This window comes from Streptomyces sp. H27-D2, assembly GCF_035828615.1.
GTDB lineage: Bacteria > Actinomycetota > Actinomycetes > Streptomycetales > Streptomycetaceae > Streptomyces.
Genome location: NZ_JAYMZR010000010.1, coordinates 49,618 through 70,769, shown reverse-complemented (window position 1 = coordinate 70,769; position 21,152 = coordinate 49,618). Strand labels below are relative to the sequence as shown.

Annotated in this window: 18 protein-coding genes and 2 pseudogenes; 12 read left to right on the top strand and 8 right to left on the bottom strand. The window is 70.0% G+C overall.

What is annotated here, in order from left to right:
- Positions 1-609: 609 nt before the first annotated feature.
- The 4 genes from QMK28_RS06545 to QMK28_RS06530 all read left to right on the top strand — a co-directional run bounded on the left by QMK28_RS06545 (position 610) and on the right by QMK28_RS06530 (position 4,328).
- Positions 610-2,070, top strand: coding sequence for a helix-turn-helix domain-containing protein (locus tag QMK28_RS06545; protein WP_326436037.1), 1,461 nt, complete (start codon positions 610-612; stop codon positions 2,068-2,070).
- A gap of 396 nt (positions 2,071-2,466) precedes the next feature.
- A complete protein-coding gene (locus tag QMK28_RS06540; protein WP_326436036.1) occupies positions 2,467-3,456 on the top strand; it encodes a malate dehydrogenase in 990 nt (329 codons plus the stop codon).
- A gap of 161 nt (positions 3,457-3,617) precedes the next feature.
- The gene (locus QMK28_RS06535) at positions 3,618-3,809 is read left to right on the top strand and encodes a DUF1059 domain-containing protein (RefSeq protein ID WP_326436035.1); all 192 of its coding nucleotides are present in this window, start codon (positions 3,618-3,620) and stop codon (positions 3,807-3,809) included.
- A gap of 57 nt (positions 3,810-3,866) precedes the next feature.
- On the top strand, positions 3,867-4,328 hold the full coding sequence (locus QMK28_RS06530; RefSeq protein ID WP_326436034.1) for a DUF5990 family protein: 462 nt from the start codon (positions 3,867-3,869) through the stop codon (positions 4,326-4,328).
- Between the two features lie 52 nt (positions 4,329-4,380).
- Here the strand turns inward: QMK28_RS06530 and QMK28_RS06525 are convergent, their stop codons facing one another.
- The 4 genes from QMK28_RS06525 to QMK28_RS06510 all read right to left on the bottom strand — a co-directional run bounded on the left by QMK28_RS06525 (position 4,381) and on the right by QMK28_RS06510 (position 7,499).
- On the bottom strand, positions 4,381-5,088 hold the full coding sequence (locus QMK28_RS06525) for a hypothetical protein (protein WP_326436033.1): 708 nt from the start codon (positions 5,086-5,088) through the stop codon (positions 4,381-4,383).
- A gap of 3 nt (positions 5,089-5,091) precedes the next feature.
- On the bottom strand, positions 5,092-5,742 hold the full coding sequence (locus QMK28_RS06520; protein WP_326436032.1) for a hypothetical protein: 651 nt from the start codon (positions 5,740-5,742) through the stop codon (positions 5,092-5,094).
- Entirely contained in the window at positions 5,732-6,520 is a 789-nt protein-coding gene (locus tag QMK28_RS06515; RefSeq protein WP_326436031.1) for a TIGR04255 family protein, read from the bottom strand. Before QMK28_RS06515 ends, QMK28_RS06520 begins: the two co-directional genes overlap by 11 nt.
- Before the next feature lie 67 nt (positions 6,521-6,587).
- On the bottom strand, positions 6,588-7,499 hold the full coding sequence (locus QMK28_RS06510; RefSeq protein ID WP_326436030.1) for a helix-turn-helix domain-containing protein: 912 nt from the start codon (positions 7,497-7,499) through the stop codon (positions 6,588-6,590).
- A gap of 345 nt (positions 7,500-7,844) precedes the next feature.
- Here QMK28_RS06510 and QMK28_RS06505 point away from each other — a divergent pair, with 345 nt between their 5' ends.
- Together QMK28_RS06505 and QMK28_RS06500 are read left to right on the top strand one after the other, a co-directional pair.
- Positions 7,845-8,108: a hypothetical protein gene (locus QMK28_RS06505; protein ID WP_326436029.1), complete on the top strand. Its 264-nt coding sequence runs from the start codon at positions 7,845-7,847 to the stop codon at positions 8,106-8,108.
- Between the two features lie 20 nt (positions 8,109-8,128).
- Positions 8,129-8,521, top strand: coding sequence for an SET domain-containing protein (locus QMK28_RS06500; RefSeq protein ID WP_326436028.1), 393 nt, complete (start codon positions 8,129-8,131; stop codon positions 8,519-8,521).
- Between the two features lie 11 nt (positions 8,522-8,532).
- Here the strand turns inward: QMK28_RS06500 and QMK28_RS06495 are convergent.
- Positions 8,533-8,679, bottom strand: a pseudogene (locus QMK28_RS06495) (Uma2 family endonuclease); the annotation flags it as partial.
- A 389-nt stretch (positions 8,680-9,068) separates the two neighbouring features.
- Here QMK28_RS06495 and QMK28_RS06490 point away from each other — a divergent pair.
- From QMK28_RS06490 to QMK28_RS06470, 5 genes are all read left to right on the top strand, one after another.
- On the top strand, positions 9,069-10,571 hold the full coding sequence (locus QMK28_RS06490; RefSeq protein WP_443050560.1) for an aldehyde dehydrogenase family protein: 1,503 nt from the start codon (positions 9,069-9,071) through the stop codon (positions 10,569-10,571).
- 107 nt (positions 10,572-10,678) lie between these two features.
- Positions 10,679-12,313 (top strand): GMC family oxidoreductase, encoded by a 1,635-nt coding sequence (locus QMK28_RS06485; RefSeq protein ID WP_326436026.1) that lies wholly within the window; start codon positions 10,679-10,681, stop codon positions 12,311-12,313.
- Positions 12,314-12,606: 293 nt separating this feature from the next.
- Entirely contained in the window at positions 12,607-13,683 is a 1,077-nt protein-coding gene (locus tag QMK28_RS06480; protein ID WP_326436066.1) for a quaternary amine ABC transporter ATP-binding protein, read from the top strand.
- A complete protein-coding gene (locus QMK28_RS06475; protein ID WP_326436025.1) occupies positions 13,680-15,716 on the top strand; it encodes an ABC transporter permease subunit in 2,037 nt (678 codons plus the stop codon). The genes QMK28_RS06480 and QMK28_RS06475 overlap by 4 nt, the downstream gene beginning before the upstream one ends.
- A gap of 127 nt (positions 15,717-15,843) precedes the next feature.
- Positions 15,844-16,809 carry an ABC transporter substrate-binding protein gene (locus QMK28_RS06470; protein WP_326436024.1) on the top strand — a complete coding sequence of 322 codons (966 nt, stop codon included), beginning with the start codon at positions 15,844-15,846 and terminating at the stop codon, positions 16,807-16,809.
- A gap of 131 nt (positions 16,810-16,940) precedes the next feature.
- On the opposite strand, the gene QMK28_RS06465 is transcribed toward QMK28_RS06470, so the two are convergent.
- The 3 genes and pseudogenes from QMK28_RS06465 to rocD form a co-directional block, all read right to left on the bottom strand.
- Entirely contained in the window at positions 16,941-17,528 is a 588-nt protein-coding gene (locus QMK28_RS06465) for a carboxymuconolactone decarboxylase family protein (protein WP_326436023.1), read from the bottom strand.
- Positions 17,529-17,634: 106 nt separating this feature from the next.
- Positions 17,635-18,450: pseudogene (locus QMK28_RS06460) on the bottom strand (hypothetical protein); the annotation flags it as partial.
- 142 nt (positions 18,451-18,592) lie between these two features.
- Positions 18,593-19,795, bottom strand: coding sequence for an ornithine--oxo-acid transaminase (gene rocD / locus QMK28_RS06455; protein WP_326436022.1), 1,203 nt, complete (start codon positions 19,793-19,795; stop codon positions 18,593-18,595).
- Between the two features lie 307 nt (positions 19,796-20,102).
- On the opposite strand from rocD, the gene trpS reads away from it, so the two are divergent.
- On the top strand, positions 20,103-21,116 hold the full coding sequence (gene trpS / locus QMK28_RS06450; protein WP_326436021.1) for a tryptophan--tRNA ligase: 1,014 nt from the start codon (positions 20,103-20,105) through the stop codon (positions 21,114-21,116).
- Positions 21,117-21,152 lie beyond the last annotated feature (36 nt).

Sequence of the window (21,152 nt, the reverse complement as noted above, 5' to 3'; positions counted from 1 at the left end):
CCGTACGCGGCCCGCGGCCCGCGGCCCGCAAGCCCGCTGCCCGCAGGCAGCCAGCCCGCAGCCCCCACGCAGCCCCCGACGGCGGCGGTCCGTCTTCTCCCCCGAGCAGGACGGGCCGCCGCCTTGTTCGAGCATCAGGTGCGCGATGGATTGGATCAAGGCGGGGTTACGGGCTGTGACGCGGAAGTGACCATTCCGGTGCGGAGTCACCGGCGTGCAACGAGAATCGGCCACGGGCTGTGCTCGTAAATGGTCGCCAAGTGTTCCTAATTGATGATCAAGCGGTCCGAACCGGTCCCAAGGGAAGGATGTGCGAGCGCAATTGGGGTATGCCGGGACGTCCCGTGCATACGGACGGGCTGCTGGCCCATGGCCTCGAACGCCGGTGGGACACTGGTCCCGCGAGCGGAAGCCGGGAGGCGTGCGCGGGCACGCGACCGTGTCCCGAATGCTCCCGTGCGCCCCTGCGGAGGGAACCGGCACTCTGGCTTTGCGCATCCCCGTGGGTAGTCGGCACGAGGAGCACAGGGTGCTCGCGCTACGAGCAGTGCCGTACGGGACGACCGCGTGGACCGAGCAGCGTACGCACGGGGGGACAGGGGGAGGGCAATGCCTCGTTGGAGGTCACTACCGGAAGAACTCGACCCGCAGGTGCGCGAGTTCGCCAACCAGCTGCGCAGGCTGGTGGACCGCAGCGGGCTGAGTGTCGCTGCCGTCGCGGACCGCACCGGCTACAGCAAGACGTCGTGGGAGAGATACCTCAACGGCCGGCTGCTGGCGCCGAGAGGCGCGGTCGAGGCGCTGGCCGAGGTGACCGGTGCGAACGTCGGGCATCTGAACACCATGTGGGAGCTCGCGGAGCGCGCCTGGAGCCGCTCCGAGATGCGGCACGACCACACGATGGAGGCCATAAAGGTCTCGCAGGCGCGCGCCGCGCTGGGCGAGTTCGGCCCGCCGCCCGCGAACGTCAAGAACGGCAAGCCCGCCCGCAAGCCCGCCCGCCCGGCCTCGCAGCCGTCGGCCCCACAGTCGCCGGTCCCGCAGCAGCGGGCGTCCACCGAGGGCCGACGGCCCGGCACGGACAACGCGCCTGACACGGACAACGCGCCCGGCACCGCCAGTGCGCCCGGCGCCGACCGCGCGCCCGGCGCCGACCGGACACGAGGGGCCGACCGGACACCGGGGGCCGACCGCGCGCCCGGCGCGGACCAGCCGCCCAGGACCGACCGTACGAGCTGGGGCCAAGGCCCCGACCCGGTCGGCGGCGGGGCAGCCGCGAGGGCGGCGAGCGGCGCGGGAGACGGTGGCACCAGCGGCACCGGAGCAGCCGGATTCGGCGGCGCGCCCGGATACGGCGGCGGCGCGCCCGGATACGGCGGCGCTGCCGGGCCCGGCCGCACGGGCAGCCCCGCCCGTGGTTTCGGCAGCGTGCGCGGTGCCGACGGCGCGGCCCGCCCCGGAGACGTGGCGGGCGCCCCGCTAGACGTGCCCGGCCCCGCGAGCCCCGCCGGCCCCGCGGGCCCGTCCGACCAGCAACGGCAGCGCCGCCGCATCGCGATGTTCCTGGCCGGTGTCGTCGGCGCGCTGCTCGTCATCGCAGCCGCCGTGCTGCTGCTCGACCTCGGGCAGGACGAGCCGCGGAAGCAGGCGAAGGCGACGCCCTCGCCGAGCGCGAAGCGGACCGATCTGCCGGCCGGGGTGAAGTGCAACGGCTCCGACTGCTCCAGCAAGGACCCGGAGGTCATGGGCTGCGGCGGCGAACACGCGCGGACCACCGCCCGCGGATACGTCGGACAAACGCTTGTCGAGGTCCGCTACAGCAAGGTGTGCGGAGCCGCTTGGGCGCGCATCACCAATGCCGCGCCGGGCGACGCGCTGAACATCACAGCGGCGGCCCAGGGCGGCGTGAAGGGGGACACCGCTCGCGCGACGGTGAACGACAACGACGCCTACACCAAGATGGTGGCCGTGAACGCCGCGTCGCAGGCCAAGGCGTGCGCGACGCTGCCGACGGGCGAGGAGGGCTGCGCCAAGGACGGTGCGGCGGCGTCCGTGCCGCCCGCGCGGTAAGCCGGTCCCGGAGCGGACCCGGCGTGGCGTGGCGGGGCAGCCCTGGGAATGCGGTGGGAAAACGGGGAATGCCCGTCGGGATCGCGGGCAGGCGCTTGTTCAGCCCCCCACGGGTAAGGCGGCCGCTCGGCTCACCCCCCTCGACCGAGGGGCCGCCCCCCTCCGCTGTGGCTCCGGGACCGCCAGGGTTCCCCCGCCCGAGTGTCGGCCGGAGCCACGGTGAGAGGTAGCGCATGGGGGCGGCGGACTCGCGGGCCCGCCGTCCGATAGATTGACGGCAAGGTCTCTTGACACCAAGAGACCTTGGAACGAGGGGTAGGGATTCCCACCGCTACCGGGGTCTGCGGCACCGGGGTCTGGGGGTCGCCCCGAGACAACAATGCGCTGGAGACCGCCATGACCCGCACTCCCGTCAATGTCACCGTTACCGGCGCCGCCGGACAGATCGGCTACGCGCTGCTCTTCCGCATCGCGTCCGGTCACCTGCTCGGCGCGGATGTGCCGGTGAAGCTCCGGCTTCTGGAGATTCCGCAGGGCCTCAAGGCCGCCGAGGGCACCGCCATGGAGCTCGACGACTGCGCCTTCCCGCTGCTGCGCGGCATCGACATCTCCGATGACCCGAACGTCGGCTTCGCCGGCGCCAACGTCGCGCTGCTGGTGGGCGCCCGCCCGCGTACCAAGGGCATGGAGCGCGGTGACCTGCTCCAGGCCAACGGCGGCATCTTCAAGCCCCAGGGCGCGGCCATCAACGCCAACGCCGCGGACGACATCAAGGTCCTCGTCGTCGGCAACCCGGCCAACACCAACGCGCTCATCGCGCAGGCCGCCGCCCCCGACGTACCGGCCGAGCGCTTCACCGCGATGACCCGCCTCGACCACAACCGCGCCATCTCGCAGCTCGCCCAGAAGACCGGCGTGCCGGTCTCCGAGATCAAGAAGCTGACGATCTGGGGCAACCACTCGGCGACCCAGTACCCCGACATCTTCCACGCCGAGCTCGCGGGCAAGAACGCCGCCGAGGTCGTCAACGACGAGGCGTGGCTCGCCGACACCTTCATCCCGACCGTCGCCAAGCGCGGCGCGGCGATCATCGAGGCGCGCGGCGCCTCCTCGGCCGCCTCCGCCGCCAACGCGGCCATCGACCACGTGCACACCTGGGTCAACGGCACCGCGGCGGGCGACTGGACCTCGATGGGCATCCCGTCGGACGGCTCGTACGGCGTCCCGAAGGGGATCATCTCCTCCTTCCCGGTCACCACGAAGGACGGCAAGTTCGAGATCGTCCAGGGCCTGGACATCAACGAGTTCTCCCGCGCCCGCATCGACGCCTCGGTCGCCGAGCTGGTCGAGGAGCGCGAGGCCGTGAAGGGTCTCGGCCTGATCTAAGCCTGAGAAACCTGAGCCTGAGAAGCCGAGCCCGCACCGTCCGGAACCACGGACGGTGCGGGCTCGGTCGTTTCCGGAATGCCCGAAGCAGTCAAGTTTGAACGGGTTTAGCCTGGAGGTGTACTCCAACTGCTGGAGGCATAGTCCAACGGGAGGCCGTCATGACCAGGAAAGTTGCCGACTGTCGCAAATTCCCGAGCGAGTCGAACTGCACGCTGACCATCGCGGGCGAGGAGGACGAAGTAGTCCGGGCAGCCTGCGAGCACGCCGTCTCGGTCCACGGGCACACGGACGGACCGGAACTGCGCGAGGGAATCCGCGGCATGATCGAGGACGAGCGCGTCCCCGCCTGATCCGCACGCTGCCCGCCACCTTCGCCGCCCCACCCGGGGATGGACGATGATGGCCGTATGCAGATCCGTATCGAAGCCTCCGGTCTGCCGGGGCGCAGCATCGGCCCCGGCCCGACCTTCGACGGGGCCGACAACGTCCATGTCGGCGTTCAGCGCAAGGACCGTCCCGCAGAGATGTTCGAACTGCGGCCGGGGGATGTCGCGTCGGCCCTGTGGACGCTGGAGTGCTCCGCGACCCCCACCGCAACCGGCGTCGAGCTGAACGGCCCGTACATCCAGAACGGTCTCGGAGGCCGGTTCGTCTACCTCTCCTGGGGCACCGTGGACGCGGCCGGTGTCTTCGCGATGTTCCGCCGGGCGAAGCTGATGTTCGCCGCCATCGATCCGGGTGTCATCGAGGCCGCCGTGCGATCCGGGTGCCTGACCGCGCGGCTGCGTCTCTCGGACTCATGCGGCCACCCGCTGTGCGGCGCGGTTCGGCCGCCTCTGGTGGAATGGCTCGCCCACCCGGCTCCGTGACCGGCCCGCCAGGGCGTGGGGTCGGCTGGGACGGACCTCGGGGCGGGGGGCTCTAGGGGGTGCTGCCGATGCGCAGCTCCTTGAGCCGGTTCCGCATCTGTTTGCGCACGGTGCTGCGCTGTTGCGCGTCCTTGAGCATGTCCTGGCGGCTGCGGTCTACTGGCTTCTCCCGGAGCCAGCAGACGCACTCTGCCGTTGCCTCGGAGAGCTTGACCCCGTCGTCCTCCCGCGACGTGCACCACTCTTCGATCACATCCGCTTCCTCGTAGACCCCTTGGTTGGCCTCCTGGAACTCGAATGTGGGAACGGTGACGCGGCTGAAGTGTTTTACCCGGCGCTGCAACAGGAGGTTGATGCCCTGGTGGCTCAGGCACGCAATGCGGGTGCCGGCTTCGAGCTGCTCCGGTGAGAGGTGGTAGCAGGTATCGAAGAACGCCGCGCAGGGGTGCGCTTTGCCGTCCGCGCCCGGGAACGGCGCAGGGAGAAGCATCCGGTTGAAGCTGCCGCGCCAACTGGCGGGCTGGGTGCGGGCCACCTCGGCCGCCGTCAGCCGTGACGTCAGTTTGACGCCGTCGGTGCGCAGCGAACAGGGGTGGTCGAGGACCATGATCGTGCGGCGGATTGAGGTGCCGTCCGTGTCTGTGATCTCGACACCGTCGAAGACGTCTCCGGTGAGGATCGGACGTGCGGCAATGATGTCCTCGCCCAGGGCGAGGTACAGGTCCGCGGGATCTCCCGGCTTTTCCATCTCATGTGCCACTCGTCATACACCCTTGGGGCGGATGGACATGGCTCCGTCCGTGTCGAGGTAGACCTCGAAGTCGGACCGGAAGCGCTCGCGCCACTCGGGGTCGTACGAGGTGAGAATCTGCTCGACGTCACTGTGCCCGCTGGCGTGTTCGAGGACGAGTTCGGGTCGTTCCTCGGCGTAGAGGTCGATGGGTGTGACGGGTGCGTCTGATGTGAGCGGCATTTCAAACCATGAGGCGACTTCTTGGATGTGGTACTGCTCGGTGATTTCGTCGCACAGGGCGAGCAGGTTGGCGAGTCTCCCGCGGTTCTCGCCGCTGGGCTTTCCTGCGCGGCGCCACTTCTGAATGGCGGGGACGCTGACGCTGAGCATGCGGGCGACGTCGCGCCAGGCGAAGCCGAGATCTGCGAGTTCCTCCAGCAGCACCTTGGGCGCCAGCTTGCCCCGCTCGGTGGTGCCGCGCTGCCAGGAATGGAAGAGAACTTCCTTGTGGAGCTCGCTGGAGCTTTCGTGGATGTGCTTGGTGGTGCTGCGCAGTGATCCGGCCCTCTCGGCCAGGTCGAACAGCTGGCTGGCGGACGTGGAAGTGGGCTCATGCGGTTCCACGAGGCCAGCGGTCGGCGCGGTGGGCGTACGGGCTGCGCGCTGGATGTCACCAGTCACAGCGGAGCACCTCCTGTCGGTATTCATCAGTGATCAGCTGTTCGAACAGGCTGTACGCGCTGAGTGCGGCGGCGTCGAAGCGGGACTCGATGTTCTCCCAGTCCAGCGGCGGGGCGCTCTCAGGCGCCCAGTAACAGTCGAGGTCGACGAGGTAGAACGGTCCGGGCGGAGGAGTGGCGCGTCGTAGATCACCGGTTGGGTCCACCGCGTAGCCGTCGAAGATCCCGTGCCGCAGCACGGCACCCGAGGACGTGTCGCCGAAGACCGCCATGCCCTGCCAGGACTGCGCGTTGTGGTCGCTGCCCGACGTCAGGCTGACAATGCCGGTGAGGGCGGGAGTGATCCACTTGGCCCAGTCCCCGGAACGTTCGACGCCGGGAGCGCGGACTTCGTTGATATAGCGGATGCCGAGGCGCTCGATGCCGTCGGCCGGCGCGACCTTCTGCCGCGCCTCGACGGCTTGGCGCAGCAGCGCCCGGAGGTTGCTTCGACGTTCGTAACGGGTGGTCTCAACGACGATGGCGTCAGTGCGGTAGGTGATGGCGGTCGCGTTGTCGCGGGCCATGTACCTGGGGTCGAGCAGCTGCTCCTGGTTGATGCCTGCCGACGACATGGTGACATTCACCCTGCGGGCGGGCTTGGCGAGCGGGAAGCTGTCCGCAAGGCATGCCTTCAGGGACGCCTGGTCGGCGTCTGTCAGAGCGGATGTCGCTGTGTGGCGTAGTTCCACGACGGTCAGCGCCAACGGTGGATTCGAATAGATCTCACGGGGCCCCATAAAGCCAACGTAGCGACTGGAAACCAAAACGACAACCAGACATGCAACCGGCTGTCGGGCGGTCTTGCTAGGGCGCGGGCCGCGTACGGCAGTCGCGGCAGCGGGCGGGACCGGAGTCGGTGGTTCTGAAGGCGCGGTCGCAGCCGTTGCAGTTCCGGAGCGGGGCTGGGCGTGCGGTGGCTGGGGCGAAGGGTGGGGGAGCCGTCGGGAGTGCGGGCGGGAGCCATGCGGACAGCCGGTGGGCCAGGAGTCTGGCGGGCCAGCGGATCTCCCCGGCGGGCAGTGCGCCGGAGAGCGTACGGGCCACCTGCTCCGGCGGTACGCCGCGCTCCAGCCACGCGCAGACGGCGGGCGTCAGTCGCTCCACGTCCCGTACGGACACGGTCAGCCGCGCGTCCGCGCCGCGCAGACCGGCCAGCAGATCGGCGGCGGTCCGGCGGAAGAGGGGCGACACGGGGCGGCGCGGCTCCGGCCCCGGCTCCGGCTCCGGCCCCGGCCCCGGCCCCGGCTCTGGCTCCGGCCCGCGCTCCTGCCCCCGCTCTGGCTTCGGCTCCGGCTTCGGCTCGTACCTCGGCGGCTCGGGAGTGGGGCGGTGCTGGGGCCGCTGCTCCTGGGTGGGGTGCGGGCGGGTGGGGAAGGTCGCGGTGCGCTTCGTCAACTGAACGCGGCGTACGGGTGGTTGGGCGGCCTCGCCGGGCCGCTCGTAGAACGTCGTACGGGTCACGATGCGCTGGCCCGCCGCCCGTTCCTTGCAGCGCTGGAGGTAGCCCGCCGCCTCCAGTTCGTTCAGGGCGGCGGCGAGGCGGTCCTCGCCTTCGCTGAAGTGGTCGGCGAGGGCCTTGATGCCGACCTTGGCCCCGTCCGGCAGCGACTGGATGCGTACGGCGACGCCGAGGGCGGTCGCGGAGAGGTGCGGGTGCTGGGCGAGGTGATTGCCGACCACGGTGAAGTGCGACTCGTGGCGGTGGCGGATGTGCACGACCCCGGAGGCCGACGGGTGCGGCTGCGGGTGCGGATGCCGTGGGCGTGCGGAAACGCGCGCGTTAGACTTTGGTGACGTCATCGGGAAGTTGCTGCTTCCTTGTGATCAGGCCCTCGGTCCGGGATTGCTGTCCCGCCGGGGGCCGTCGCTTTGTGTGGTTGTGGCGCGACCGTACCGCGCCAATCCGCACAACCGCCACCTCGTCACCTGATCTAGTGACAAAGGGGAGTTGGTGGGGTTGGTTGGTTGTTTCTTTCCCCAGTTCTTTTTTAAGGCGTCGGGGCCCCGCGCGTCGCGGCCCGCCGGGTCGCGGAAACCCCCGACCCGGCAGGACCTGCGGCTTTGTGCTCTAACGGCTCACGCCGAGGGTCGGCCGGCTGCGAACTCGACGAACGTCGCCCACTGCTGCGGGGTCAGGTCGAGTACAGCAAGCTGATCGTGCCCGCCGCGCTGCTCGTGCGGCAGTTCGCCGACGCCGGGATGGAGCTGAGCGTCGTCGGCAGCGCGGCCGACCTGTCGCCGTACCACCGGACCAGAATCCGGGAGCGGGGCGACCTGGGGATGCTGGGCGAGCCGGACTGCTTCTACCGGGCGGTCAAGGCATGAGCGCGAGCACGAGCGCGAGCATGAGCACGAGCGCGAGCATGAGCGAGACCATGGGCGGGCTGGAAATGCGCTCCTCCGACATCCACAGCCGGGGCGTCTTCGCCACGCGTGCGTTCCGTGCCGGCGAGGTGGTCGAGCGCTGTCCCGTACTGGTCGTCCCGGCTGCGGAGCGCGGTCTGCTGGACCGCACCCACCTCTTCAACTACTACTTCAACTGGGCCGGCGAAGCCGCCGCGATCGCGCTCGGCTGGGGCAGCCTGTACAACCACGCTGCCTCGCCCCTGGCGCGGTACCGCAAGGATTTCGACGCGGGCGTGGTCGAATTCGTGGCGGTCGAGGACATCGCGGCCGGGCGGGAGATCACCGTCGACTACACCGACGGCGGCAAGAACGAGCTGTGGTTCCCGGTGTGAGCTTGCCGCGCATTCCGCTGCGGCGACATGTAGACGGCCCCCTCGACGATCTCGACCTTGTAGCCCTCGGGGACGGGCATCCGCTCCAGCCGGTCGAACAGGTCGTCCAAGTTCGGCTCGTCGCTCTCGGCCATCTCGATCCTGCCGGTCAGTTCCATGGTCACCGTGCGCTCCTCCCCGCTGCCGCGTGACACGTGCAGCCGCGTTCTTCAACGATACGCACCCGGGGCAGGCCACGCGCTGCGCGATGAGCCGGAACCGGCTCGCATTGGGCATCGCCCCAACGCTGCGGACGGCTGGAACCGGGCAAGGGTGCTGCGCCGGAGGCGACCGGGCCGCCGCCGAAGTCGAAGATCGCAAACCCTCCGAATCCGGGCCTTTGGTTGGCTTATCGCCCGTATTCCAGTGAATTGCACCGCATAACGATCGCGTGAGAGAGAACACTTTCAGCCAGTCTCTAGGCATAGGTCGGCCGCTTCGGGGGAGGGGTCCAATTTGCCAGCAAGGCTGGCGTGCAGCATTTCGGTTGATGGAAGGCAGAACAGACGTGTCGGCAGTTGAGACCATTCATGTGGACGGGGTGTGGCAAACCGCCATATCCGGCGCGCAGCGGGAGGTCCTCGACCCCGCCGACGCTACGACCCTCGCGGTCGTGGCCGAGGGCGGAGCGGACGACACCGACGCAGCGGTCGCCGCGGCCCGTCGTGCGTTCGACTCCGGCCCCTGGCGGCAGACCACGGTCGCCGAGCGGGCCGCGCTGCTGCGCCGGGTCGCCGACCTGCTGCAGCGGGACCGCGAGGAGATCGGGCTGATCGAGAGCCACGACACCGGCAAGACCCTGGAAGAGGGCCGGATCGACGTCGACGACGTCACCAACGCCTTCCGCTACTTCGCCGACCTCGTGATCAACGAGGGCGGCGGCCGGGTCGTGGACGCGGGCTCGCCCGACGTGCACAGCATCGTCGTGCACGAGCCGGTCGGCGTCTGCGCGTTGATCACCCCGTGGAACTACCCGCTGTTGCAGGCCAGCTGGAAGGTGGCCCCGGCGATCGCCGCGGGCAACACCTTCGTGATCAAGCCCAGCGAGGTCACCCCGCTGACCACCGTGCACCTGATCAAGCTGCTGGTCGAGGCCGGACTGCCGGCCGGCGTCGCCAACCTGGTGACCGGCGCGGGCGACCCCGTCGGGGCCCGGCTGGCCGAGCACCCGGACGTGGACCTCGTCTCCTTCACCGGCGGTCTCGCGAGCGGCACCAAGGTGGCCCAGGCCGCCGCGCCCGGCGTCAAGAAGGTCGCGCTGGAGCTCGGCGGCAAGAACCCCAACGTCGTCTTCGCCGACTCCTGCGCGACCGAGGACGGCTTCGACACCGCCGTCGACCAGGCGCTGAACGCCGCGTTCATCCACAGCGGCCAGGTCTGCTCGGCCGGCGCGCGGCTCATCATCGAGGAGTCCGTGCGCGACCGCTTCGTCGCCGAACTCGCCCGCCGCGCCGAGAAGATCAAGCTCGGCCGCGGTACCGAGGAAGGCGTCGAGTGCGGGCCGCTCGTCTCGGCGCAGCAGCTCGCCAAGACCGAGGCGTACGTCGCCTCGGCCCTCGTCGAAGGCGCTCAGCTGCGCAGCGGCGGCTCCCGCCCCGCGCCGTCCGCCGTCCGCCCGGCCACCGGCTACTTCTACTCGCCGACCGTGCTGGACAACTGCCACCGCAAGATGAAGGTCGTCCGCGAGGAGACCTTCGGCCCGATCCTCACGGTCGAGACGTTCCTGACCGAGGACGAGGCGCTGGAGCTGGCCAACGACACCGAGTACGGGCTCGCCGGCGCGGTCTGGTCCGCCGACACCGCCCGCGCCCGGCGCTTCGCCGGGCAGATGCGGCACGGCACGGTCTGGATCAACGACTTCCACCCGTACCTCCCGCAGGCGGAGTGGGGCGGCTTCGGCAAGTCCGGCGTCGGCCGCGAGCTGGGCCCGGCCGGCCTGGCCGAGTACCGGGAGTCCAAGCATGTCTACGAGAACCTCCGCCCGGCCCCGGTCCGCTGGTTCGCGGGCTGATAGCCGCTTTCGGGCTGAAACGCCCTATTACGTCAAGCACTTTGCCGTCGCGGCAACGGCAGCGGTAGCAGCAGAGCAGCAGCAGTAGCAGCAGAGGAGCAACCCCCATGCCCGTGTACGACTATGTCGTGATCGGCGGTGGCACCGCGGGATCGGTGATCGCCTCCCGGCTCACCGAGGACCCGGACATCCGCGTGGCCGTCATCGAGGGCGGCCCCTCCGACATCGACCGGCCCGAGGTGCTCACGCTGCGCCGCTGGCTCGGTCTGCTCGGCGGCGAGCTGGACTACGACTACCCGACGGTGGCGCAGCCGCGCGGCAACTCGTACATCCGGCACAGCCGGGCCCGGGTGCTCGGGGGCTGCTCCTCGCACAACACGCTCATCTCGTTCAAGCCGCTGCCGGGCGACTGGGACGAGTGGGCGGACGCGGGCGCCGAGGGCTGGGGCGCGGCGGCGATGGAGCCGTACTTCGGCAAGCTGCGCAACAACATCGTCCCCGTGGACGAGAAGGACCGGAACGCCATCGCGCGTGACTTCGTGGACGCCGCGCAGGAGGCGATCGGCGTGCCGCGCGTCGAGGGCTTCAACAAGGCGCCGTTCCACGAGGGCGTCGGCTTCTTCGACCTCGCGTACCACCCGGAGAACAACAAGCGCTCCTCCGCGTCGGTCGCCTATCTGCACCCGCACATCGAGGCCGGCGACCGCCCGAACCTGCACATCATGCTGGAGACCTGGGCGCACAAGCTGGAGCTGGACGGCACCCGGGCGACCGGCGTGCACGTACGGACCAAGGACGGCGAGGAGATCCTCGTCGAGGCGTCCCGCGAGGTCCTGGTCTGCGCGGGCGCGGTGGACACCCCGCGGCTGCTGATGCACTCGGGCATCGGGCCGAAGGCGGACCTCGAAGCGCTCGGCATCCCGGTGCTGCACGACCTGCCGGGCGTCGGCGAGAACCTGCTCGACCACCCCGAGTCGGTCATCGTCTGGGAGACCGACGGGCCGATTCCGGAGAACTCCGCGATGGACTCGGACGCCGGACTCTTCGTCCGCCGCGACCCCGAGTCGCACGGCCCGGACCTGATGTTCCACTTCTACCAGATCCCGTTCACCGACAACCCGGAGCGCATCGGCTACAAGAAGCCGGAGCACGGGGTGTCGATGACCCCGAACATCCCCAAGCCGCGCAGCCGCGGCCGGCTCTACCTCACCAGCGCCGACCCGGCTGTCAAGCCCGCCCTCGACTTCCGGTACTTCACGGACGAGGACGACTACGACGGCAAGACGCTGGTCGACGGCATCAAGATCGCCCGCGAGATCGCCAAGACCGAGCCGCTCGCGCACTGGCTCAAGCGCGAGGTCTGCCCGGGGCCGGAAGTCACCTCCGACGAGGAGATCTCGGCCTACGCCCGGCAGGTCGCGCACACCGTCTACCACCCGGCGGGCACCTGCCGAATGGGTGCCTCCACCGATGAACTGGCCGTGGTGGGACCGGATCTGAAGATCCGCGGCCTCGACGGCATCCGCATCGCCGACGCGTCCGTGTTCCCGACGATGCCGTCGGTGAACCCCATGATCGGCGTCCTGATGGTCGGAGAGAAGGCTTCCGAACTGCTCCGCAGCGCCAATGAATATGCGACAGAACGTGTAACCGAATGTGCAACAGAACGTGTAAGCGACAGCACCAGCGAAAGCACACCCGAACAGCTTCGTTCAGCCACGAGCCCTGGAGGTGATGCCTGATGGCTACCGCCAACGGCACGTCTGACATACCCGAGCCCCGCACCGAGCCCCGCACCGAGGACGGCGTGGATGCTCCTGCCGTCGCCGATACTCCCGTCGGCACGGATACTCCCGCCGCCGCGGACACCGCGAAGGTCAAGAAGAGCGCGTCCGGCCCGGATCGCGCCGGCGCGGTCAAGGCCGCCGCCGACCTGAAGAAGGCACCGGCCGCCCCGGCCGCCCCGGCGAGCGCCGCCAAGACCGACGCCGAGCTGGCCGCCGACGCGGCCGTCGTCGACGCCCGCCCCGACGCGATCGCCGCCGAAGCCGCCGCTGAGGCCGACGCCGAGCGAGAGATCGTCTTCTCGGTCCGCAACCTGTGGAAGGTCTTCGGACCGAAGGCCGACCGCATCCCGAACAACCCCGACGTGGCCGACCTCTCCGCCGCGGAACTGCGCGAGCGGACCGGCTGCACCGCCGCCGTCCGCGATGTCTCCTTCGACGTCAAGCAGGGCGAAGTCTTCGTTGTCATGGGCCTGTCCGGCTCCGGCAAGTCGACCCTCGTACGCTGCCTGACCCGGCTCATCGAGCCGACCAGCGGCGACATCACGATGGACGGCGAGGACGTACGCGCCATGGACCGCTCGCGGCTGCGCGAGCTGCGCCGGCACCGTGCCGCCATGGTCTTCCAGCACTTCGGCCTGCTGCCGCACCGCTCCGTGCTCGACAACGTCGCGTACGGCCTGGAGATCCAGGGCATGGGCCGCAGCGAACGCCGCGCGAAGGCGTCCGAGACCGTGGAGAAGGTCGGCCTCGCCGGCCTGGAGAGCCGCCGTCCCGGCCAGCTCTCCGGCGGTCAGCAGCAGCGCGTCGGGCTGGCCCGCGCGCTCGCCGTCGACCCCGAGGTGCTGCTCTTCGACGAGCCGTTCAGCGCGCTCGACCCGCTCATCCGCCGCGACATGCAGGAAGAAGTCATCCGCCTGCACCGCGAGGAGGGCCGCACCATGGTCTTCATCACCCACGACCTCAACGAGGCGCTGCGCCTCGGCGACCGCATCGCGCTGATGCGCGACGGCAAGATCGTGCAGCTCGGCACCCCGGAAGAGATCGTCGGCTCGCCGGCCGACGACTACGTACGCGACTTCGTCCGCGACGTGCCGCGCGAGCAGGTCATGACGGTACGCACCGCCATGCGGCCCGCCCGCGGCGACGAGGCCGAGAACGGCCCCGCCGTCACCCCCGACTCCACCGTCGCCGCCGCGATCGAGGCGGTCGCCCGCAGTAACGGTTCCGCACGCGTCGTCGAGGACGGCCGGTGCCTGGGCATCGTCGACCACCAGCGGCTGCTGGCCGTTGTGGCGGGTCTGGATAACGAGGCGGTGGCCGCATGACGGCCACAGCCACTGTCGCCAAGAGCGACAACAGCGAGCCACCCGGCACAGCCGGTGACGGCTCAGGACCGTCCGGACCGTTCATGGCCCTGGTGCGGCACCGCGTCGGCGGCAAACTGCTGCTGCTCGCCTTCGCCGCACTGGTGCTGGTGCCCATCGGCGCGATCGTGTGGGGCAACGACAGCTGGCCCGCCGCGCTCAGCATCGACGTATCGGGCCCGCTGGACGACCTCAACCAGTGGATTCTGGACAACCGCGACACCAGCCCGATCTTCCTGTACTTCCTGCTGCACCTGAGCAACACGGCCACCGACGCCGTCGACGCCGTCTACAGCGGGCTCGACTCGCTGGGCTGGATCGGCATGACGGTCGCCGCCGTGCTGATCTCCTGGCGGGCCGGCGGCCTCGGCCGCAAGGGCGTGAAGGTGGCGGCCATCGCGCTTGTCACCTTCGCGATGTGCGGGCTGCTCGGGATGTGGGAGCCGGCCATGAACACCCTCGCGCTGATGGTGGTCTCGGTCGCCGTCGCCGCGCTGCTCGGCGTACTGCTCGGGCTGGCCGCCGGCCTGTCCGACCGGTTCAACCGGGCGCTGCGCCCGGTGCTCGACACCATGCAGGTCATGCCGGCCTTCGCGTACCTGCTGCCGTTCGTGCTGGTCTTCGGCACGGGCGCGCCGGCCGCGCTGTTCTCGACCGTCATCTACGCGGCGCCGCCGATGGCCCGGCTGACCTCGCTGGGACTGCGCGGCGCGGACCCGGGCGTGCTGGAAGCCTCGGCCTCGCTCGGCGCGAGCCCCTTGCAGCGGCTGTGGACCGCACGGCTGCCGCTGGCCCGCAAGGAGATGCTGCTCGGCCTCAACCAGACGATCATGATGGCGCTGTCGATGGTCGTCATCGCCTCGCTGATCGGCGCGGGCGGCCTGGGTGACGAGGTCTACCAGGCGCTGTCCACCGTCGACATCGGCCAGGCGCTCGCCGCCGGCGTCCCGATCGTGCTGATCGCCGTCTGGCTGGACCGTACGACCGAGGCCGCAGGCGAGCGGCTCGGCGCCGCGGCCCCGGCCGACTCCACCGGCGCCGCCCGGCTGCTGCACGGCTGGCGCGCCTGGGCCCTGGTCGTCGTGGGCGCGGTGGCGGCCGTCGTGGCCGGCGCGGCGGCCGGAGCCAAGCTCTGGCCCGCCGCCTGGACGTACGAGATCTCCACCCCGGTGAACAAGTTCCAGGAGTGGATGGTCGACCACATCCAGCGGGACGTGCCCGTCTTCGGCGGCACCCAGGTCTGGGCCGGGAACTTCACCGAGTGGTTCCTCAACCCGCTGCGCGACGGCCTGGCCGGCATGCCCTGGTGGTCGCTGCTGCTCGTGGTCGCGGCGCTGGCCTGGCTGGTCGGCACCTGGCGCACCGCGCTCACCGCGACCCTCGCCATGGCGGCGGTCGGCGTGCTCGGCGTCTGGCCGAAGTCCCTGGACACGCTGTCCCAGGTGCTCGCGGGCCTCGCGCTGACGCTGGTGCTCGGCTTCGCCATCGGCATCGTGGCGGCGCGCGTCGGCTGGGTCGAGCGCTGGCTGCGGCCGGTGCTCGACGTGCTCCAGACGATGCCGCAGTTCGTCTATCTGATCCCGGTGGTGGCGCTGTTCAACGTCAGCCGCTCCGCCGCGATCGCCGCCGCCGTCATCTACGCGCTGCCCGCCGTCGTCCGGATCACCACCCAGGGGGTCAAGGAGGTCAACCCGGCAGCGCTGGAGGCCGCCCGCTCCATGGGTGCGACCAGCGCGCAGCAACTGCGCCAGGTCCAGCTCCCGCTGGCCCGCCCGGCACTGCTGCTCGCGGTCAACCAGGGCGTGGTGCTGGTGCTCGCGGTGGTCGTCGTCGGCGGCATGACCGGCGGTGGCGCGCTCGGCTACGACGTCGTCAAGGGCCTGTCCCGAGGCGAACTCGGGGTCGGTCTGACGGCCGGGGTGGCCATCGTCTGCCTCGGTTTGATGCTGGACCGGGTCACCCAGCCCACCAGCGCGGTGCGCAAGAACCAGTGAGTGGGCGCGGACCGGAAAACAAGTGCACACAAGCCCACGCAAGCTCGTGCTAAATCACACAATCTCACGCAAGATTGTTCAAGTTCGTACAAATTCACATAAGTTCCGAGAAGAGAGACAACTCATCATGCGTAACAGCACGCGGGTCCGTAGAACTGCAGTGGCCGCCACCGGAGCCCTCTGCCTGCTCGCGCTCAGCGCGTGCGGCGCAGCCGAGACCGGCAAGAAGGACGTCGGCGGCTCCAAGACCGTGAACCTGACGGTCCCGTCCTGGGTCGGCGCGGAAGCCAACGTCGCCGTCGCGACGCACCTGCTGGAGAAGGAGCTCGACTACAAGGTCAAGCCGCAGCAGATGGGCGAGGTGCTCGCCTGGGACGCACTGAGCAAGGGCGACACGGACGCCATCCTGGAGGACTGGGGCCACCCCAAGCAGGAGAAGCAGTACGTCGCCGACAAGAAGACGGTCGTCAAGGGCGGCGACCTCGGCGTCACCGGCCACATCGGCTGGTTCGTCCCGAAGTACTTCGCGGACAAGCACCCGGACGTCACCGAGTGGAAGAACCTCAACAAGTACGCGGACGACTTCAAGACCTCGGAGAGCGGCGGCAAGGGCGGCCTGCTTGAGGGTTCGCCGGACTACGTCACCAACGATGACGCGATCATCAAGAACCTCAAGCTGAACTACAAGACGAAGTACGCCGGCTCCGAGGCCGCGCAGATCACCGAGATCAAGCAGAACTACAAGGCCAAGAAGCCGTTCATCACCTACTGGTGGAACCCGCAGTGGCTCAACAGCCAGGTGAAGCTGGTCGAGGTCAAGCTCCCGAAGCACACCGACGGGTGTGACGCGGACAAGAAGACGATCAAGTGCGGCTACCCGAACACGCCGCTCCAGAAGTACTTCAACGCCGACTTCGCGAAGGACGGCGGGAACGCGGCGACGTTCCTGAAGAACTTCCAGTGGACGACCAAGGACCAGAACAAGGTCGCTCAGATGATCGCGGGAGAGAAGCTGTCCCCGGACGCGGCTGCCGCGAAGTGGGTCAAGGAGAACCCGGACGTCTGGAAGAAGTGGATGCCGAAGAAGAAGTAGTTTTCGCTGATCGCTGCGGATCGCTTCGCTGCTGATCGCCGCGGATTACTGCGGGAGATCGGCGCGCCCCCGGACACCAGGTGTCCGGGGGCGCGCTGCGTGTGGTGGGGGGCGCGGGGCGCGCCCGCCGTTCATGCCTGGTTCGCCGCAGCGGCCTCGCCGGGCTTGGCGGGCTTGTCGGCCTCCGCGGCCTTGGCAGCCTTGCCGGCCTTGAACTGGCCCGGCGTGGTGCGGGTCGCCACGCTGATCCGGTTCCATGAGTTGATGACGACGATGAGGCTGAGGACCCCGCCCAGCTCGGCCTCGTCCAGGTGCTTCGCCGCGCGCTCGTACACCGCGTCCGGCACGAAGCCGTCGGTCAGGACGGTGACCGCCTCGGTGAGCGCGAGCGCCGCCTGCTCCTTCTCCGTGTAGTGGCCGGGGGCCTCCTCCCAGGCGTTGAGGAGATAGACGCGCGCCTCGGTCTCGCCCGCCGCCCGCGCCTCCTGCACATGCATGTCGATGCAGAACGCGCAGTGGTTGATCTGCGAGGCCCGGATCTTGACCAGCTCGGCCAAGACCGGGTCGACGCCCTTCCTGGCCGCCGCGTCGAGGTTGATCATCGCCTTGTAGAAGTCAGGGGCGATCTTGTACAGGTTGATCCGGCCGCTGTGCCCGTGTGTGCTCTGATCCGTTGTGCTCTGAGCCGTGTTCTGGCCCGTGTTCTGATCCGTCGTCATGGCTTCTACGGTAGGACGCCGCCGGCCCGGGGGCAGGGTCCATTTCCGTCCCGGAATCGTGGGCCATTTTCGGCGCGGCGGGGACCGGGACAGGGGCTTCGACCGGCGTCGGGGCCTCGCCGAAGCGGGCCAGCGCCAGCGCGCCGGCCACGGCGAGCGCGAAGCCCACGAAGGCCAGCGGCTCCAGCCCCTCGCGCGTACGGTCGCCGAGCCACAGGACGCCCGCCAGGGCCGGGCCCAGGGTCTCGCCGATGACCATGCCGGCGGTGGCGACGGTCACCGAGCCGCGTTGCAGGGCCGAGGTGAGCAGCAGGAAGGCCGCACCGCCGCCGATGAGCAGGGCGTACGTGGCGGGGTTGGCCAGTACGGCGGCGGGCGACAGGTCGTCGATCAGCCGGACCGCGACCTCGACGACGCCGAAGCCGCAGCCCGCGCCGAACCCGAGGGCAGCCGCCCTCGCCCGGTCCGGGAGGCGGCCCGCGAGCGCGCCCGCCGCGAGCACGGCGACCGCCACGCACAGCACCCCGAGCCGCAGCGCCGTCGAGCCCGCGCGGTGCCCCTCCTCACCCGAGGCGAGGCCGAGCAGGGCCAGCCCGCCGACCACCACGGCGACCGCGGTCCACTCCGCGCGCGAGAGCCGGACCTTGAGCAGCCGGGCGGCGACCACCGCGGTCACCGCGAGGCTCGCGGCCAGCGCCGCGCCCACCGCGTAGATGGGCAGTGAGCGCAGCGCGACCAGCTCCAGCAGGAAGCCGAACCCGTCCAGCGCGAGCCCGGCGGTGTACCGCCACTGGCGCAGCGCCCGGAGCAGCAGCTTCGGGTCCACCCCGGAGCCGGTGCCGGGCGCGGTGGCCCGCGCCGCGACAGCCTGGAGGACGGATGCGGTGCCGAAGCAGACCGCCGAGCCGAACGCGCAAATCATCCCAAGGAGCACGGATCGACTCTAGAACGTCGGCACGCCGGAGATCACACCGGAGACCGCACCGGGATCACCCCGGGGCGATCCCCACCCTCCTGGACGGCGCGCGACTGGTCGAGCCCCCGGTCCAGGTCAGCTTTCCAGGTCAGCTGTCCAGGACGGCGCGCAGCTGGTCGAGCCCCCAGTCCAGGTCCTCCTTGCTGATGACCAGCGGCGGGGCGATCCGGATGGTGCTGCCGTGGGTGTCCTTGACCAGCACACCGCGGTCCATCAGCTTCTCCGAGACCTGCAGGCCGGTGCCGAGCGCGGGCGCGATGTCCACGCCGGCCCACAGGCCGCGGCCGCGTACCGCCTCGACCGAGCCGCCGACGAGCAGGCCCAGCTCCTGGTGCAGGTGGTCGCCCAGCTCGGTGGCGCGCTGCTGGAACTCGCCGCCGCGCAGCATGGCGATGACCTCCAGCGCGACCGCGCAGGCGAGTGGATTGCCGCCGAAGGTCGAGCCGTGCTCACCGGCCCGGAACACGCCCAGCACGGCCGCGGAGGAGACCACGGCGGACACCGGCACGACACCGCCGCCGAGCGCCTTGCCCAGGACGTACATGTCCGGGACGACGTCCTCGTGCTCACACGCGAAGGTCTTCCCGGTGCGGCCGAGGCCGGACTGGATCTCGTCCGCGATGAACAGCACGTTCCGGTCGCTGGTGAGCTGCCGGACGCCGGCCAGATAGCCGGGCGGCGGCACCAGGACCCCGGCCTCGCCCTGGATCGGCTCCAGCAGGACGGCCACCGTGTTGTCGTCCACGGCCGCTTCCAGCGCCGCCAGGTCGCCGTACGGCACGATCTCGAAGCCCGGCGTGTACGGGCCGAAGTCGGCGCGGGCCTCCGGGTCGGTCGAGAAGCTGACGATGGTCGTGGTCCGGCCGTGGAAGTTGTTGTCCGCGACGATGATCTTCGCCTTGCCGTCCGGGACGCCCTTGACGCGGTAGCCCCACTTCCGGGCGGTCTTGACCGCCGTCTCGACGGCCTCCGCGCCCGTGTTCATCGGCAGCACCATCTCCATGCCGCACAACTCGGCGAGCTGGGTGCAGAAGTCGGCGAAACGGTCGTGGTGGAAGGCGCGGGACGTCAGCGTCACCCGGTCCAACTGGGCCTTCGCGGCGTCGATCAGCCGCCGGTTGCCGTGTCCGAAGTTGAGCGCCGAATACCCGGCGAGCATGTCGAGGTAGCGGCGACCCTCGACGTCGGTCATCCACGCGCCCTCGGCGGACGCGACGACGAGCGGGAGCGGGTGGTAGTTGTGCGCACTGTGGGCCTCGGCGGCGGTGATGCTGCGTGCCGTTTTCGTCACGGGTGCTCCGTTCGGTGTCGGGGCGGTTCGGTGGCAGGGCGGTTTGCTGCCTATTTCTATCGTCGCTCGGTGGGAACGCGAAGAAACCTTGCGGCGGGGACCGGTGTCCGGGCTGGTCTTTCCGGGCTGGGTCTTTCTGGGCCGGGTCTCAGCCGGCCGCCTTGAACCGCCAGGACCCGCAGAACGGCCTCGGTCAGCGCCGCCTCACGCCCCACCGCCGCGCGCAGCGGCCACGCCGAGCGCACTGTGCACACTGTTCATACACCGCGGGCCGAAGATCGGTTCCGCACCTGAGAGAATGGCTGCCATGGCCCTCGAACGTCCCCGTGCCCTCTCCGGCATCCAGCCCACCGCAGGTTCGTTCCACCTCGGGAACTACCTCGGCGCGATCCGGCAGTACGTGGCTCTGCAGGAAACCCACGACGCGTTCTACATGGTGGTGGACCTGCACGCGATCACCGTGCCGCAGGACCCGGCGGAGCTGCGCGCCAACACCCGGCTCGCCGCCGCCCAGCTGCTCGCGGCCGGTCTGGACCCGGAGCGCTGCACGCTCTTCATCCAGAGCCATGTGCCCGAGCACGCGCAGCTCGGCTGGGTGATGAACTGCATCACGGGCTTCGGCGAGGCCTCCCGGATGACGCAGTTCAAGGACAAGACCGCCAAGCAGGGCGCCGACCGCGCCACCGTGGGCCTCTTCACCTACCCGGTGCTCCAGGTCGCCGACATCCTGCTCTACCAGGCGAACTCGGTCCCCGTGGGTGAGGACCAGCGCCAGCACATCGAGCTGACGCGCGACCTCGCCGAGCGTTTCAACAGCCGGTTCGGCAGCACCTTCACGATCCCCTCGCCGCACATCGTCAAGGAGACGGCGAAGATCTACGACCTGCAGGACCCGACCGCGAAGATGAGCAAGTCGGCGTCCTCGCCGAAGGGCCTGATCAACCTCCTCGACGAGCCCAAGGCGTCGGCGAAGAAGATCAAGAGCGCGATGACCGACACCGGGACCGAGATCCGCTTCGACGCGCAGGAGAAGCCCGGCGTCAGCAACCTGCTCACCATCTACTCCACCCTCACCGGCACGGCAATCCCGGAACTGGAGCATAAGTACGAGGGCAAGGGCTACGGTGCGCTGAAGACCGACCTCGCCGAAGTCATGGTGGAGTGGGTGACACCGTTCCGGTCGCGCACCCAGGAATATCTGGACGACACCGAGACGCTGGACTCGATCCTCGCCAAGGGCGCGGAGAAGGCCCGCGCCGTCGCTGCGGAGACCCTGGCGGTGGCCTACGACAAGGTGGGCTTCCTGCCCGCGAAGCACTAGCCGACGGCCCCGGGCGGGGCGCCGGCCCCAAACGTG

Coding starts and splice junctions, on each gene's coding strand:
- QMK28_RS06545 (WP_326436037.1), top strand. CDS start 610: ATGCCTCGTTGGAGGTCACTACCGGAAGAACTCGACCCGCAGGTGCGC.
- QMK28_RS06540 (WP_326436036.1), top strand. CDS start 2,467: ATGACCCGCACTCCCGTCAATGTCACCGTTACCGGCGCCGCCGGACAG.
- QMK28_RS06535 (WP_326436035.1), top strand. CDS start 3,618: ATGACCAGGAAAGTTGCCGACTGTCGCAAATTCCCGAGCGAGTCGAAC.
- QMK28_RS06530 (WP_326436034.1), top strand. CDS start 3,867: ATGCAGATCCGTATCGAAGCCTCCGGTCTGCCGGGGCGCAGCATCGGC.
- QMK28_RS06515 (WP_326436031.1), bottom strand. CDS start 6,520: ATGGGGCCCCGTGAGATCTATTCGAATCCACCGTTGGCGCTGACCGTC.
- QMK28_RS06500 (WP_326436028.1), top strand. CDS start 8,129: ATGAGCACGAGCGCGAGCATGAGCGAGACCATGGGCGGGCTGGAAATG.
- QMK28_RS06485 (WP_326436026.1), top strand. CDS start 10,679: ATGCCCGTGTACGACTATGTCGTGATCGGCGGTGGCACCGCGGGATCG.
- QMK28_RS06475 (WP_326436025.1), top strand. CDS start 13,680: ATGACGGCCACAGCCACTGTCGCCAAGAGCGACAACAGCGAGCCACCC.
- QMK28_RS06470 (WP_326436024.1), top strand. CDS start 15,844: ATGCGTAACAGCACGCGGGTCCGTAGAACTGCAGTGGCCGCCACCGGA.
- QMK28_RS06465 (WP_326436023.1), bottom strand. CDS start 17,528: ATGACGACGGATCAGAACACGGGCCAGAACACGGCTCAGAGCACAACG.
- trpS (WP_326436021.1), top strand. CDS start 20,103: ATGGCCCTCGAACGTCCCCGTGCCCTCTCCGGCATCCAGCCCACCGCA.